Below are 14,398 nucleotides of genomic sequence, written 5' to 3' on the forward strand. Positions count from 1 at the left end.
GACACCACGATGTCGGAGCGCTCGAGGATCGTGATCCTGGGCGGTGCCCGGACACCGGTGGGCAGCTTCGGCGGCGCGCTGAAGGAGGTACCGGCGCACGAGCTGGGTGCGGCGGCCACCCGGGCGGCGCTGGAGCGCACGTCGGTGGCCCCCGATGACGTCGACGAGGTCGTCATGGGCTGCATCGGCCAGGTCGGCGCGGACGCCTACAACGCCCGGCGGGTCGCGCTGGCCGCCGGGCTGCCGACCCGGACACCGGCGCACTCCGTCAACCGGCTGTGCGGCTCCGGCCTGCAGGCGGTGTGGTCGGCGGCGATGCAGCTCCGCTGGGGCGCGGCCGGCATCGCCGTGGCCGGCGGGGACGAGTCGATGTCGCGGATGCCGTTCTACGACTTCGGCGCGCGCACCGGCTGGCGGCTGGGGGACCGGACCCTGGTCGACGGCACGGTCATGATGCTCACCGACCCGTTCTCCGAGGTGCACATGGGCGTGACCGCCGAGCGGGTCGCGGAGAGGTACGGCGTCAGCCGCGCCGAGCAGGACGAGTTCGCGCTGGAGTCCCAGCGCCGGGCCGCCACCGTCGAGGCGAAGGCCGCCTTCGACGAGGAGATCGTGCCGGTGACCACCGGCGGGCGCCGGCCGACGACCGTCGCGGCCGACGAGCACCCCAAGCCCGGCACCACCGCCGAGGCGCTGGCCGCGCTGCGGCCGGCGTTCGAGAAGGGCGGCACGGTGACGGCGGGCAACTCCTCGGGCATCAACGACGGCGCCGCCGCCCTGGTGCTGACCACCGAGGAGGTCGCCCGGGAGCGGGGGGCGACCGGGCTGGTCGCGCTGGAGGCGGTGACCACCGCCGCGCTGGAGCCGGAGCTGATGGGTTACGCCCCGGTGCTGGCGCTGCGGGCGCTGTTCGAGCAGACCGGGACCACCCCGGCCGACATCGGCACCGTGGAGCTCAACGAGGCCTTCGCGGCGCAGGCCGTCGCCTGCATCCGGGACGCCGGTCTGGACCCCGAGCGCACCAACCCCTACGGCGGGGCCATCGCCCTAGGCCACCCGGTCGGCGCCACCGGGGCGATCCTGACCCTGCGGGTGGTGCAGGACCTGCTGCGCCGCGACCTCGAGCTCGGCGTCGTGTCGATGTGCATCGGTGGCGGCCAGGCGCTGGCCGCGCTCGTCCGCCGAGTTGCCTGACCGCCCTTCAGCGGTCGGGGCACTGGCCGATCGGCGGGGGCCACATGGCCCGTCGCACGCCCGTCGTCCCTCCCACCTTTCGCAGAGGAGCTCCCGGTGACCATCGCAAGCAGGACCCGCCCGCAGTCGACACACACGGGCATCCGCGTCCATGACCTCCAGGACGTGGAGGCGCACTACACCGGCGACGGCACCTCCGGCCTCGAGGGGGCCACCTTGGGATCGCGGATTCCGGTGCGTTGCCTCCGGCTGTCGACGAGTCTCCGGAGGCCGGCATGACGGTGGCCGCGCAGCCCGTCGGGCAGCCCACGACGGAGGGCGCCTGGCCCATCGCCACGGTGGGCGTCGTCGGGTGTGGCCTGATGGGATCGGGCATTGCCGAGATCTTCGCCGGGTCTGGCCGCCGGGTCGTGGTCACCGAGGTGGACGCACGTGCGGCACAGGTCGGGCTGGGGCGCATCGAGGCATCCCTCGATCGTGCCGTGGCAGCGGGCAAGCTCGACCCGGAGGCCGCCGGCCGCACGCGCTCTCGCGTCAGCGTGGAGAACGACCTCGATGCGCTCTCTGGTGCCGACCTGGTCGTCGAGGCGGCCAGCGAGAACGAGGATGTGAAGACCTCGCTGTTCCGTCGCCTTGATCGGGTCGTGACAAGCGAGCGGGCCGTCTTCGCGTCCAACACGTCCTCCGTGCCGATCACGAGGCTGGGATCGGTCACCGGGCGGCCCAGTCACGTTGTGGGGCTGCACTTCTTCAACCCTGTGCCGGTCATGCCGCTGGTGGAGGTCGTGCCGTCCCTGCTGACCGCGGCGGACGTGATCGACCGGGTCACCGCGCTCGCGGGGGAGCTGGGCAAGATCGTGATCCGATCCCAGGACCGGGCCGGGTTCATCGTCAACGCGCTGCTCGTGCCGTACCTCCTGTCAGCGATCCGGATGGTCGATTCGGGGTTCGCCACCGCAGACGACATCGACGCCGGCATGGTGCGTGGATGTGCCCATCCCATGGGGCCGCTGCGGTTGTGTGACTTCATCGGGCTGGACACCGTCGCGTCCGTGGCGGTGTCCATGTACCGCGAGTTCCGTGAGCCGCTGTTCTCACCACCGCCCCTGCTCTCCCGGATGGTCGAGGCCGGGCTCTTGGGGCGCAAGAGCGGGCGAGGGTTCTTCGAGTACCGCACCTGAGCCGGACTGAGGTGCACGATCCGGCTGCGGCAACCCACACAAGAGGATGGACAACCCCGCCCGGAGCGTCGCCCGCAACGTACTCAGGGGCGGTGTCCAAGTCGGCCCGTTGGCTGCGGTGATCTGACCAGAGTCCTCCTGAGGCGCTCCAACCGGCCGGGGTCACCGCGTTGATCAGCTGCCCCTCCCGCACGCTGGCGGGCTCGCCCAGTTGCACCAGCACGCCGCCGAGCGGCAGCAGGGCGTCGAGCAGTGTTGATCGCTCGGTCGACGTCAACGATCCCACCGCAACGGCGCGCACGGCCGCGCCTGTCACATCGTCCAGCCTGCCGGCGAGACGGCCCGCGTGCACCAAAGGCTGCGGCAAGATGGCACCGGCCTGCGGGCTGGTGACATCGATCAGTCCACCCGTCAATCCCGGTATCAGATCCTGGCGCATGACGGTCTTGACCGCGCCGCCCTGTTCGGCCAGCAGCCGGGCATCGCGTTCGGCCGCGCGCACGGGGTCGCGCTGCAGATCACCCGTCCGGCTGGCACCGGAACTCCACGGTCCCCTCGCCCACTGAGACCGCGGTCATGGCCATCAGTCCGCCGATGGGTGCTGGGGGCAGCCGGCCGTCGATCATCGCCTGCAGGTACTCGCGGCCACTGAGGTCGTGCATCGCGCGGGCGCCGATCATCGGGTCCCACCAGGTGACGGTCTCGACCGGGATTCGCCCCAGCCGTCGGGGGGGGTGAGTCTTCGTCCGGTCTCATGCCGTTTCCTGCGGTCGGAGCTGCGGAAGCGTCGCGGCAACGGCGGCCGCCGGTCGGAGGCGCCGGGCTAGAACGGCGACACACACGACCCCGGCCGCGACGAAGAAGGCGATGGCCTACGAGCTCCCCGGGCTCCTGGGGACGCCGCTCGAGGACACCCTCGTCTACTGCTGCGGTCCCGAGCCGCTGCTGGCAGCCGTCGAGCAGCACTGCGCCGCCTGGCCCGCCGGGAGCCTGCGCGTGGAGCGCTTCGCGCCCAAGGCGCTCGAGGCGCCGGTGCGGCAGACCTCGTTCGAGGTGGAGCTCGCCCAGACCGGCACGACCGTCGTCGTCCCGCCAGGCACGAGCGTGCTCCAGGCCGTCGAGGACGCCGGCGTGGCCGTGATGTCCTCGTGCGCGGAAGGCACGTGCGGCACCTGCGAGACCGACGTCCTCGCGGGGGAGGTCGACCACCGGGACTCGATCCTCACGGCCGAGGAGCGCGCCGCGAACGACACGATGATGATCTGTGTGTCCCGGGCCCATTGCCCCCGACTGGTCCTTGACCTGGGAGCCGCAGCGTCTACCTCGGGGCCATTGGCCCCGCCGGCTCGATGCGCCGGACCTGAGTCGACAGCTCCCACCGCAGCGGGCCGACCCGGCCGCCGAGCGTTGGAACTGCGACAACTGCGGACATCGCAACCTCGCTCGCGGCAAGCGATGCGCGGACTGCAAGACAAGTCGGGTCAGGCCCTCGTGTCCTTCAACTGGGGGTAGACCGTTTCGACGGGGAGGCTGAGTCCGGCCTTGGCCCGAACGGAGCCTTCGTCGGCGAGGACCTCGTACCGTCCGGCTTCGACTGCGTCGAAGACGGTGCGCACGAGGTCAGCAGGCTGCGTCTTCGGCTGGGGCGCGTGCGCCGCCATGGGAGTGTCGACGTAGCCGACGTGGACGCCGACCACGTGCACGCCGTGCGGGGCGAGTTCCAGGCGCAGCGAGTTGGTCGCCGACCACAGCGCCGCCTTGGTGGCGCTGTAGATCCCTGCGACGGCGTACCAGCTCAGGAGCGAGTGCACGTGGACGAGGGTCGACTCGTCGTTGCTCGTCAGGATCGGGGCGAAGGCGCGGGCCAGGAACAGCGGGCCGAGGAAGTTGGTCTCAACGCTGGTGCGGATCTCCTCGTCGGTCTGGGTGAGGATTCGGGCGCTGGACGTGGAGACGCCCGCGTTGTTGATCAGAACCGTCACGTCCGGGGCAGCCGCGACAGCGGCCTGTATGGACGCGGGGCTCGTGACGTCCAGTGGCAGCGGCACGATGCGATCGTCGTCCCACGTGCGGGGACTACGGGCGGTGGCGTAGACCTTCGCGGCGCCACGAGCCAGGGCCTCGTGGACGAAGTGGGTTCCGATGCCGCCGTTGGCTCCAGTGACGAGGACCACGGCTTCATTCAGTGAGGGCATGTCGCGCTCTTCCTGTGCGGGTCGGGGCTGTGCACGAGGCTGTGTCCGTGGTCCAGTTCGGCGAGCGAGCAGTCGATCCAGCCGTGGCGAGCGGTGTAGCGGGGGAGAGGCGTAGGTCAACCCCCCGGCGCCGAACTCCTCCGCACTCCTTGGGGCCCTCGACCACCAACCGGGACCGTTCTCCACCGACCCGCCATGAACGTCCGGTCCCGGGATCGGCGGCAGAAACACAACGGGCACTCCGACGCCGGTCCCGACTGCGCGGTGGGCGAAGCTCGTCCAGCGCACTCGATGCTCACGGTCGGGACGGTGTCAGCGCTCCCGGGCGAGTTGCCCTCGCTCAACGCGTGACGACGATCTTGCCGTTGGCGCGGCCCTGTTCGACGTACGCCATCGCGTCGAGTGTCTCCTCGAACGAGAACGTGCGGTCGAGTACGGGCCGCAGCACGCCGTTGTCGTAGAGCGCCGCCAACTGCTTGAGCTGGGATCCGCTCGCCTCCATGAAGAGGAACGAGTAGCGGACCCCGAGCTTCTTCGCCTGCTTGCGTACCTTGCGGCTCATCAGGGCCATCACCGGGGCCAGGATGGGCTGACCGAGCTGCGCCGCGAAGGAGGGGTCGGGCGGGCCGACGACGCTGATCGCGAGTCCACCCCGCCTCAACACGGTCAGGGACTTCTCCACGTTGGTCCCGCCGAGCGAGTCGAGTACGACGTCGTAACCGGCCAGGACATCGGCGAAGTTCTGCTGTGTGTAGTCGATGACCTCGTCGGCGCCGAGGTCGTGGACCTTGTCGACGTCCTTGGTGCCTGCGGTGGTCGCCACGTAGGCGCCGAGGTGCTTGGCGACCTGCACGACCGTCGAGCCGAGGCCGCCGGCACCCGCGTGGATGAGCACCTTCTGGCCCGGCTGCACCCTGGCCACGTCGACGAGTGCCTGCCACGCGGCGAGCGCGACCAGCGGCACGGCGGCTGCCTGCTCGAACGGCAGCGACGTGGGCTTGAGTGCGACGTCAGCCTGATCGATGGCGATGAACTCGGCGAACGTGCCGATGCGCAGGTCCCGGGGCCGGGAGTAGATCTCGTCACCGACTTTGAACTCCACCACGCGTTCGCCCACTCTCCTGACGACACCGGCGACGTCGTGACCGAGCGGGAAAGGGAGCTCGTACTTCAGAAGCCTCTTGAACTCACCATTGCGGACCATCTTGTCCAGCGGGTTGATACTCGCCGCGCGGACCTCGACGAGGACGTCATTGCTCCCGAGGCTGGGGGTGGGCACGTCGGCGAGTTGGAGCCCGTCCTCGCCGTACTTGGTCACCACAAATGCCCTCATCTGTGTTCCTGCCTCTTCGGGCCCCCTGGTTGTCGCTGGGCTGTGAACCACCCACCGGCGGAGCCGAGGACGGCGAGCGACTGCCGGTCAGGAGCTGGTGGGGAATCGCCTGGCGGTGTCCGCGGGATCCACCACCTCTCCGCAGGCCTGGCAGGAGACCTGCGGGATCAGGCGGTGCCCGCAGTGGTGGTCGAGGATCAGGGGTGGTCCGTCGGAGCCGGCGAGGTGCTCGTCACCCCAGCGCAGCAGGGTCAGGATGACCGGGTAGAGGTCCTGGCCGGCCGCGGTGAGGTGGTACTCGAAGCGCGGCGGGTGGTCGCTGTACTGGCGACGCTGCAGGATGCCGGCGTCGACCAGCGTGCGGAGCCGCGCGGTCAGCGTGTCCCGCGGTGCTCCGGTGCTCCGGATCATCTCGTCGAAGCGGCGGTTGCCGAGGAACACCTCGCGCACGGCCAGTAGTGCCCATTTCTCGCCCACCACGTCGAGCGTGCGCGCAACGGAGCAGACGCGGGGTTCGGCCGGTGCTGCCATGCCGCAAGCATAACGCAGTGAGTCCGATATCTGGACGAACTCACCCCGGCGGGGATACCGTGCGTCCAGAATCCGAACTGACCCCTGGGGGCCACCCATGGCGCTTGGCAAGAGGCCGCCCGCATCCGCGGTCGCCGGACCCGAGCCGAAGGGCGGGACGGCGGCGGTCGTGGCGGTGCTGGCCATCGCGGTGTTCATGTCCAGCCTCGACCTGTTCATCGTCAACCTGGCGTTCCCCTCCATCGGGCAGGAGTACCCGGGGGCCGGCCTGGGCTCGCTGTCGTGGATCCTCAACGCGTACACGATCGTGTTCGCGGCGGTGCTGGTCCCGGCCGGGCGGTGGGCCGACCGGGTCGGGCGCCGGCGCGCCCTGGTCGTGGGGCTGGCCGTGTTCACGGTCGGGTCGCTGCTCTGCGGCCTGGCCCCGGGGGTGGAGTGGCTCGTGGCCGCCAGGACGGTGCAGGCGGTCGGTGCCGGTGTGATGGTGCCCGCGTCGTTGTCGCTGCTGCTGGCCGTCGTCCCGGAGCAGCAGCGCGCCCGCGCGCTCGGGTCCTGGTCGGCGCTCGGTGCCCTGGGTGCGGCTCTGGGGCCGGTGATCGGTGGTGGCCTGGTCGAGATCGGCTGGCGCTGGGTGTTCTGGGTGAACCTGCCGGTGGGGGTCGTCGCGATCCTGCTCGCCCTCCGCCTGGTGCCCGAGAGCCGGGACGAGACGCAGAGGCGCCGCCCCGACCTGCTCGGCGCGCTGTTCCTCGCGCTCGCCGTCGGCCTCGTCGCCGCGGCACTGATCGAGACGGCGGACCGGGGCTGGGCGTCGGCCAGGGTCTGGGGTCTGCTGTTGGCGGCGGTCCTGTGCGCGGGAGCGGTCGTGGTCGGCTCGTTCCGTCACCCGGCGCCGGTGCTGGAGCCGGGCCTGTTCCGGTCCCGGACGTTCTCCGGCTCAGCAGCGGCGTCGGTTCTCTACTACGCGGCCTTCGGCGCGTTCCTCCTCAACACCGTCGAGTTCCTCACCGAGGTCTGGCGCTACTCGCCACTGCAGGCGGGGTTGGCGATCGCCCCGGGGCCGCTCATGGTGCTCCCGTTCGCGCGGCTCGTCGCGCCCCGGTTGATCCCCCTGCTGGGCGGGGTGGGGCGGGTCGCCGCACTGGGCTGCGGAGTCGGCGCCGTCGCCCAGGTGGTGTGGCTGGTGCTCATCCAGGCCGAACCGGCCTATGTGACGCACCTGCTGCCGGCGCAGCTGCTCGGCGGGGCCGGCGTGGGGCTGGCCATCCCCTCCCTGCTGGGAGCCGGTAGCGCCGGGTTGCCGACGGCGCACCTGGGCACCGGCAGCGGAATCCTGAACATGGCCCGACAGGTCGGCACGGTGCTGGGCGTGGCCGCGCTCGTCGCCACGCTCACCGCGGCGGCTGCCGATCCCCTCACCGCTTCCCGACACGGCATCGCCCTGACCATCGCCTTCTTCGTCGCCGCCGGGGCCGTGTGCCTCGCCGTCCTGGTTCGACGCAGCCGACCGGCCACGGTCGCCGCGGCGCTTCCGCAGCCCCGACCGCAGGAGGCGGCATGAGACCGCCGCAGACCCCACCCTCCGACGGCTGGGGGGAACTCCGGACGAGGACCGTCACCTGGTGGGGCCCGATGATCGGCGCCCGCGCGATGCGCGGTCTCAGCGGGTCGGGAGTACCTGCAGGCGATGATCGACGGCCGACTGCCCCCGGCACCGATCGGCGGCCTGATGGCCATGACCGCGGTCTCGGTGGACGAGGGGACGGTGGAGTTCCGGTGCCTGCCGGACGAGTCGGCGTACAACCCGATCGGCGTGGTGCACGGGGGGCTCGTCTGCACCCTGCTCGACTCCGTCGCCGGTTGCGCGGTGCACAGCACGCTGCCGTCGGGCGTGGGCTACACGAGCTTGGAGATCGAGGTCAGCTGTCTGCGCCCGGTCCGGAATGGTGGAGGCGAGCTGACCGCGATCGGGCGGGTCACCAAACCAGGACGTCGAGCCGCCTTCGCCGACGGCGAGGTGCGCGACGGCGACGGCAGGTTGATCGCCACCGCGTCGAGCACCTGCCTGGTCTTCCCACTCGGGGATGAGTGACGCGGCGACCGTCGCTCCCTGTTCCTCCACAGATTGCGGCTCCGGCACCCGGAGGCTTTCGGTCGGGAGTAGGCCGGGGTGGGACTCGACTCCCACGACCGGCGAAGCCCGGGGCGGCGACGCAACAGGTCCTTCGATGGCACCTGTCGGCAGAGGCGCCAGGACCCCGGATTCCACCCGACCGGAATCCGCGTGTCGTGAGGTCAGGTCGCTCGAGGAGCCCGGTGACGGGAGGTACGTGCGTGCCCGAGCCACGGCGACGCCAGGCAGGTGAGGGCAGCATCAGCGAGTACGCGACCAACGCCGGCCCGCGCTTCCTGATCAAGTACTCCGCTCCGCGGGAGGACGGCACGAGGCGCGTGGTCCTGAAGCGTGGCTTTCGGACGAGGAGGGACGCCGCCGCGGCGCTGCGGGCGGAGATCAGGAAGTCCGAGGTGGGGGACTGGGTCGAGCCGTCGAAGCAGCGCCTCGACGCCTATCTGGCCGAGTGGATCCAGACCCAGCGGCTGAGCCCCGCTACGCTGTCGTCCTACCGGAAGAACATCCGGCTGCACATCGATCCCCATCTGGGTGCGCAGTCGGTCGCTCACCGGCTCCGCGGTGGACGCCTGGATGCGGAAGCTCGAGGCGTCCGGTCGGGCCGACGGTCAGGGCGGGCTGTCGGCGCGGACGGTCCGGTACGTGTTCACCATCCTGCGGTCGGCCCTGGGCGATGCGGTCAAGCAGGGGCGGCTCGCGGTCAACCCGACCGACCGGTCCACGGCCCCGAGCCCCTCGGAGGCCCGGCCGCCGGAGATGCAGGCCTGGACCGCACCGGAGCTCGCCCGGTTCCTCCGCTGGGCCGACGCGCAGGACCCGGACCTCGCCATGGGCTGGCGGCTGCTCGCGGCCACCGGGATGCGCCGGGGTGAGGCGCTGGCCCTGCGGTGGCGCGACGTCGACCTGGACGCCGGCCGCCTCTCGGTTCGCCGCAGCGTCGGCGTGGTGAAGGACAAGGGCGCCGGCGAGCGCCTCGTCGAGGGGCCGACCAAGACCGGCCGGTCCCGGGTGGTCGACCTGGACGCGGGCACCGTGGCCGCGCTGCGCGCCTACCGGGCAGTCCGCGGAGGACTCGCCCTGGACCTCGTTCGCGACTCGGCGCTGGTGCTCGGCACCCTCGACGGCACCCACCGGCACCCGGAGCGGTTCTCCCGCCGCTTCGCCGACCAGGTCGTCCGGGCCCGCAAGGCGCTGGGGGGAGGAGCAGCTGCCGAGGATCCGGCTGCACGACCTCCGGCACACCCACGCCATCCTGCTGCTCGCCGACGGCGTGCCGGTGGAGGTCGTCTCCGAGCGCCTCGGCCACGCCAGCGCCACCATCACGCTCACCGTCTACCAGCACGTGCACCCCGGCATGGGCCGCGAGGCCGCGGACCGCTTCGCCGCCCTGCTCGAGAGCTGATCCCGGCGCGCAGTATCACCCAGTTGTCACGAGGGCCTTCGAGGCCCCAAATCGGAAGCGCCCCGGCCCCTGACCTAGAGGAACACCGGGGCGATGCTGTGTCCGAGGGGCGACACGCTACATACGCACACGACTCGTGCTGGTGGCTGAAGGATGCCGATGAGGTGCCCTGCTGTGGTCAGCCGCAGGGGGCGCCCGATACGACATCGCACGAAGCGAAGGCTGTGCCGGGTCCGAGGCGGGTCATCGGCGCCCCGACCGGACCCCTCTGCCCGCTCAGAACGGCGTGGGGATGGACCGGGGCGCGGTGTTCGGTCGCCGGTACTGCCCGGGCTTCTGCCGCTTGGGCAGGGTGACGTGCGCCTTCGGCATCGGTTCGTACGGAACCTGGCTGAGCAGGTGGCTGATGATGTTCAGGCGTCCCCGCTTCTTGTCGTCGGTCGACGCGACGAACCACGGTGCCCAGGCCGTGTCGGTGGCCGCGAACATGTCGTCCCGGGCCCGGGAGTAGTCGAACCAGCGGCTGTAGGACAGCAGGTCCATGTCCGAGAGCTTCCAAACCTTGCGAGGGTCGTCGATACGACTCTCGAGCCGCCGGGTCTGCTCCTCGGGACTGACCTCCAGCCAGTACTTGATCAGGATGATCCCGGAATCGACCATTGCCTTCTCGAAGGCCGGAGTCATCTCCAGGAATCGAGCCGTCTGCTCGGGCGCGCAGAAGCCCATCACCTTCTCGACGCCGGCGCGGTTGTACCAGCTGCGATCGAAGATGATCACTTCGCCGGCAGCCGGGAAGTGCGGCACGTATCGCTGGAGGTACATCTGCGACTTCTCCCGCTCAGTCGGAGCCGGCAGGGCCACGACACGGAAGACGCGAGGGCTGACCCGCTCCACGATCCGTTTGATCGTGCCGCCCTTGCCCGCGGTGTCACGCCCTTCGAAGACCACGCAGATCTTCGCGCCGCTGGCCTTGACCCACTGCTGCATCGCGACGAGTCCGCTCTGCAGCTTCGCCAGCTCGGCCTCGTACTCCTTGCGGCCCATCCGTTTCCGGAGCGCGGCAGCCACTTGCCCGTCTCCGTCCCCACTCGGCACGTCGGCGGCTACGACGTGTTCCGCGCCTTCGGTCTTCCCCTTCTTGGACATCTCGTCTCCTCCCGCGCGGCGGACAACATCGTCAGGTGAGCCTGCTCGACGTCGCGCCGGCCTGCATCGCGCACGCGGGATGGTCATGACTTCCGACGGACGTACCCGGCACGTGACCGAGAGGCCTGGCGCAGACGCGATCCGGTGCGGGTACGGCGCGGCGACACAGACGGCGTCCGCAGCGGGTTCGCCGTCGGCCGTCTGTGGCTCGGCCGAGCGGATCTCTGCCACGGCCGACCGTCGGTCCGGATCAACGCCGGGCGGTCAGAGGTGCCGACCTCGAGACGTGCCGCGCAGCGGGCACCGTCGTGTGGTCGCTGGCAGTGTGGGCAGCATGGTCACTCTGTCTCCCATCGTCGTGGTGACCGGTGCGAACGGATTGGTGGGCAGCGCGGTGTGCCGGGCGCTCGTCGAGCGGTCGGCTCAGGTGCGCGCCGTCGTCCGCCGTGCCGGCAGCGCGCCTGCGCTCGACGGAGTCACCGACATGTCGGCGACTTCGCCGACGAGTCCTTCGCCGGTGCGGTGACCCACGGCGCCGACGCGCTGGTCACGACCGTCCACCCGATGGGCGCGTCCCGGGACGTGCAGCACCGGGTGGGCGTCGAGGGGACGCCGGTCCTCGCCCGGGCTGCCCGGGATGCCGGCGTCGCCCGGCTCGTACACGTGTCCACGACCGGTGTCTACGACCGCTCGGCCGGCGTCGGGGACGTGGCCGAGAACGGTGTCCTCCTGGCCGAGGGGAGCGGCGCCTACCCCGACACCAAGAACGCCACCGACGCCGCGCTCGTGCAGGTGAGCGGGCTCACAACCGTGCTGGTTCGGCCGCCGGCGGTCATGGGGGTCGGCGATACGTCGGTCTGGAACACGTTGCGATCGCAGCGGTCCGCGCGGGGGAGCGCCGGGCGAACCCGGAGGAAACCTGGGCCCGGTGCGCGTGGATGACCTCGCGGCCTTGATCGCGGACGTCGCCGCGGGCACCGTCGCGACCGCCGACGACGCGGAACGAGGACCGGTGGCCGGTGGCACTACTCCGGTCATCGTCGCGGGCAAGCTGGCGACGTGGCGGGACTACCTGGGCACGGTGATCGATGCGTTGGGTGTCGCGCCGGAGTGGACCGATGAGCCGGCCTGGACCGGCCGGCTGCTCACCGACCGCGCGCGGGCGTGGGGCTGGGCGCCGCGGGTGAGCCTCGCGCAGGCCATGGACGAACTGCGGAGCAGCCTGGCCGCCGGGAGCTGACCGACCACACCGGGTCCAGGAGCGACGAAAGGCGCGCGGTCGCGGACCGCAGGCCCTTCTGTCTGTGTCCGAGGGGGTGTCCTAGGGCGACACGCTGCATACGCACACGGCTCTCAGATGTCGTTGGCTTGTCCTCTGCCGGCTCCCAAATGCCGGCCGCAGCCCGGGGACGGAGGGAAACCGCCCCCCGGGGTGCCGACGTCAGTGCACGAGCGCCCGGACCAGGGCTCTGCCGCCGACGACGGCGGCGCCCGCCGCAGCCACCCAGGGACCGGCCACGATGACGGGGTCCAGGGGCTGGTGCACCAGGTCGGTGCGCTTGCGTCCTATCCGTGACGAGAGCCCGTGGTGGGTGAACTCGGCCTTGATCCCGGTCTGGGTGATCGGGTTGTCCGGGCGCAGGGTGGCGAAGGACTTCACGTGCTCCTCGACGGCGTCCACGCGGTCGGCCAGCATGAGCAGGAGCCAGTGCGCGGCCCGGCCCTCGCTGTAGCGGGCGTAGGAGAACCTCCGGATGACTCCGGACAGCCCCTTCGGCGGCTGCGCCGTGCCGAAGACCGGCGTGAGGAACTTGTGCTCGATCGAGCGTTCCCGTGGCCACTTCTCGGGCTGGCGGTCGGGGAACTCCCAGTGCGCGCCGGTCAGGTCCTTCTGGAACTGGAGCTTCGGCACGGAGGGCCGGTCGGACGGGTCGCTGTCCACCCCCCAGCCGGGGATGCGCGCCCGCAACTGATCGGGCGACTCGGCGATCGGCGGCTTGTGCGGTGTGTAGGTCATCGTCTCTCCCTCAGGCGGCGCTCGGGATCACGAGCGGCTTGATGCAGTCGTCGAGCTTGGCCGAGAAGATGTGGTAGCCCTCCGCGATGTCGTCGAGCGGGATCCGGTGCGTGACCAGCTCGCTGGGCTTCAGATAGCCGTTGCGCACGTGCTCGAACAGGCGGGGCCACTGCCGCTTCACCGGGCACTGGTTCATCTGCAGGGTGAGCCCCTTGTTCATGGCGTCGCCGAACTTCACGGCGCTGAACAGGGGACCGTAGGCGCCCACCACGGAGATCGTGGCGCCCTTGCGGACGGAGTCGATCGCCCAGTTGAGCGCGACCGGCGACCCGCCCTGCAGCTTGAACTTGGCCGTCGTCACGTGCTGCAGGAAGTTCCCGTCGGCCTCCGCGCCGACCGCGTCGATGGCGACGTCCGCGCCCAGGAAGTCGGTCTGCTTCTTCATCTCGAGCACGATGTCGCCGTACTCGGTGAAGTTGAAGGTCTCGGCGTGGGCCCAGGTCCGGGCCTTCTCCAGCCGGTACTCGAGGTGGTCGACGACGATCACGCGGCCGGCCCCCATGAGCCAGGCGGACCGGGCCGCCACCAGGCCGACCGGACCGGCGCCGAACACGACGACCACGTCACCCTCGACGATGTCGCCGAGCTGCGCGCCGAAGTAGCCGGTCGGGACGGCGTCGGTGAGCAGGACGGCGTCCTCGTCGGCCATCCAGTCCGGGATCTTCGCCGGTCCGACGTCGGCGAAGGGGACGCGGACGAACTGCGACTGCCCGCCGTCGTAGCCGCCCGTGGTGTGCGAGTAGCCGTAGATGCCGCCCACAGCGGTGGCGTTCGGGTTCACGTTGTGGCAGTTGGAGTACAGGCCGCGGGCGCAGTACCAGCACGAGCCGCAGAAGATGTTGAAGGGCACCATGACCCGGTCGCCGACCTGCAGGTTCTGCACCGACGAGCCGACCTCGTCGACGACGCCGATGAACTCGTGCCCGAAGGTGTGGCCGATCCGGGTGTCCGGCATGAGCCCGTGGTACAGGTGCAGGTCCGAGCCGCAGATCGCGGCGAGAGTCACCCGTACGATCGCGTCGTTCGGGTGCTCGATGGCCGGCCGTTCCTTCTCCTCGACCCTCACCTTGTAGGGCCCTCGATAGGTCATCGCACGCATCCGGTCGGCCTCCCGATCTCTTCGTCCCGACGCTCCTCACCGGTGCCCTGAGCCTTGGTCACCCGCCGGCGGCAGGCCACTCGAGGCAGCGGAAATCGGCAGTTCTGCC

Annotated in this window: 13 protein-coding genes and 3 pseudogenes; 9 read left to right on the forward strand and 7 right to left on the reverse strand. The window is 70.9% G+C overall.

The genetic code is table 11. From position 1 onward, the window contains the following. Positions 1-9 precede the first annotated feature (9 nt). Positions 10-1,194, forward strand: a complete 1,185-nt coding sequence (locus tag MY526_RS21340; RefSeq protein WP_436695513.1) for a thiolase family protein — start codon at positions 10-12, stop codon at positions 1,192-1,194. Positions 1,195-1,469: 275 nt separating this feature from the next. Beyond that, on the forward strand, positions 1,470-2,375 hold the full coding sequence (locus tag MY526_RS21345) for a 3-hydroxybutyryl-CoA dehydrogenase (RefSeq protein ID WP_436695512.1): 906 nt from the start codon (positions 1,470-1,472) through the stop codon (positions 2,373-2,375). Positions 2,376-2,893: 518 nt separating this feature from the next. Here MY526_RS21345 and MY526_RS21350 read toward each other — a convergent pair. Beyond that, on the reverse strand, positions 2,894-3,055 hold the full coding sequence (locus tag MY526_RS21350; RefSeq protein WP_436705012.1) for a hypothetical protein: 162 nt from the start codon (positions 3,053-3,055) through the stop codon (positions 2,894-2,896). Positions 3,056-3,242: 187 nt separating this feature from the next. On the opposite strand from MY526_RS21350, the gene MY526_RS21355 reads away from it, so the two are divergent. Next, positions 3,243-3,887, forward strand: coding sequence for a flavin reductase family protein (locus MY526_RS21355; protein ID WP_436705013.1), 645 nt, complete (start codon positions 3,243-3,245; stop codon positions 3,885-3,887). Here the strand turns inward: MY526_RS21355 and MY526_RS21360 are convergent. The 3 genes from MY526_RS21360 to MY526_RS21370 form a co-directional block, all read right to left on the reverse strand. Further along, positions 3,857-4,570: an SDR family oxidoreductase gene (locus MY526_RS21360; protein ID WP_436695509.1), complete on the reverse strand. Its 714-nt coding sequence runs from the start codon at positions 4,568-4,570 to the stop codon at positions 3,857-3,859. The genes MY526_RS21355 and MY526_RS21360 overlap by 31 nt on opposite strands. A gap of 340 nt (positions 4,571-4,910) precedes the next feature. Then, the gene (locus MY526_RS21365; RefSeq protein WP_436705014.1) at positions 4,911-5,891 is read right to left on the reverse strand and encodes an NADP-dependent oxidoreductase; all 981 of its coding nucleotides are present in this window, start codon (positions 5,889-5,891) and stop codon (positions 4,911-4,913) included. A 99-nt stretch (positions 5,892-5,990) separates the two neighbouring features. After that, positions 5,991-6,434: a winged helix-turn-helix transcriptional regulator gene (locus tag MY526_RS21370; protein ID WP_436705015.1), complete on the reverse strand. Its 444-nt coding sequence runs from the start codon at positions 6,432-6,434 to the stop codon at positions 5,991-5,993. A gap of 97 nt (positions 6,435-6,531) precedes the next feature. On the opposite strand from MY526_RS21370, the gene MY526_RS21375 reads away from it, so the two are divergent. The 4 genes and pseudogenes from MY526_RS21375 to MY526_RS21390 form a co-directional block, all read left to right on the forward strand. Continuing rightward, positions 6,532-7,995, forward strand: a complete 1,464-nt coding sequence (locus MY526_RS21375) for an MFS transporter (protein ID WP_436705016.1) — start codon at positions 6,532-6,534, stop codon at positions 7,993-7,995. A 126-nt stretch (positions 7,996-8,121) separates the two neighbouring features. Continuing rightward, a complete protein-coding gene (locus MY526_RS21380; RefSeq protein ID WP_436705017.1) occupies positions 8,122-8,526 on the forward strand; it encodes a PaaI family thioesterase in 405 nt (134 codons plus the stop codon). 867 nt (positions 8,527-9,393) lie between these two features. Next, positions 9,394-9,618 (forward strand): annotated as a pseudogene (locus tag MY526_RS21385) (tyrosine-type recombinase/integrase); the annotation flags it as partial. Between the two features lie 151 nt (positions 9,619-9,769). Beyond that, positions 9,770-9,967 (forward strand): annotated as a pseudogene (locus MY526_RS21390) (tyrosine-type recombinase/integrase); the annotation flags it as partial. Between the two features lie 276 nt (positions 9,968-10,243). Here the strand turns inward: MY526_RS21390 and ppk2 are convergent. Next, positions 10,244-11,113 (reverse strand): polyphosphate kinase 2, encoded by an 870-nt coding sequence (ppk2, locus tag MY526_RS21395; protein WP_436695637.1) that lies wholly within the window; start codon positions 11,111-11,113, stop codon positions 10,244-10,246. A gap of 334 nt (positions 11,114-11,447) precedes the next feature. On the opposite strand from ppk2, the pseudogene MY526_RS21400 reads away from it, so the two are divergent. Beyond that, a pseudogene (locus MY526_RS21400) lies at positions 11,448-12,055 on the forward strand (NAD-dependent epimerase/dehydratase family protein). Then, positions 12,048-12,353, forward strand: coding sequence for a hypothetical protein (locus MY526_RS21405; protein ID WP_436705018.1), 306 nt, complete (start codon positions 12,048-12,050; stop codon positions 12,351-12,353). Before MY526_RS21400 ends, MY526_RS21405 begins: the two are co-directional and overlap by 8 nt. Before the next feature lie 201 nt (positions 12,354-12,554). Here the strand turns inward: MY526_RS21405 and MY526_RS21410 are convergent, their stop codons facing one another. Both MY526_RS21410 and MY526_RS21415 read right to left on the reverse strand, forming a co-directional pair. Next, entirely contained in the window at positions 12,555-13,130 is a 576-nt protein-coding gene (locus MY526_RS21410; RefSeq protein WP_436705019.1) for a hypothetical protein, read from the reverse strand. A 10-nt stretch (positions 13,131-13,140) separates the two neighbouring features. Continuing rightward, the gene (locus MY526_RS21415; RefSeq protein WP_436695640.1) at positions 13,141-14,280 is read right to left on the reverse strand and encodes a zinc-dependent alcohol dehydrogenase; all 1,140 of its coding nucleotides are present in this window, start codon (positions 14,278-14,280) and stop codon (positions 13,141-13,143) included. Positions 14,281-14,398: the final 118 nt, after the last annotated feature.

Source organism: Geodermatophilus sp. CPCC 205761 (assembly GCF_051383655.1).
Classification (GTDB): domain Bacteria; phylum Actinomycetota; class Actinomycetes; order Mycobacteriales; family Geodermatophilaceae; genus Geodermatophilus.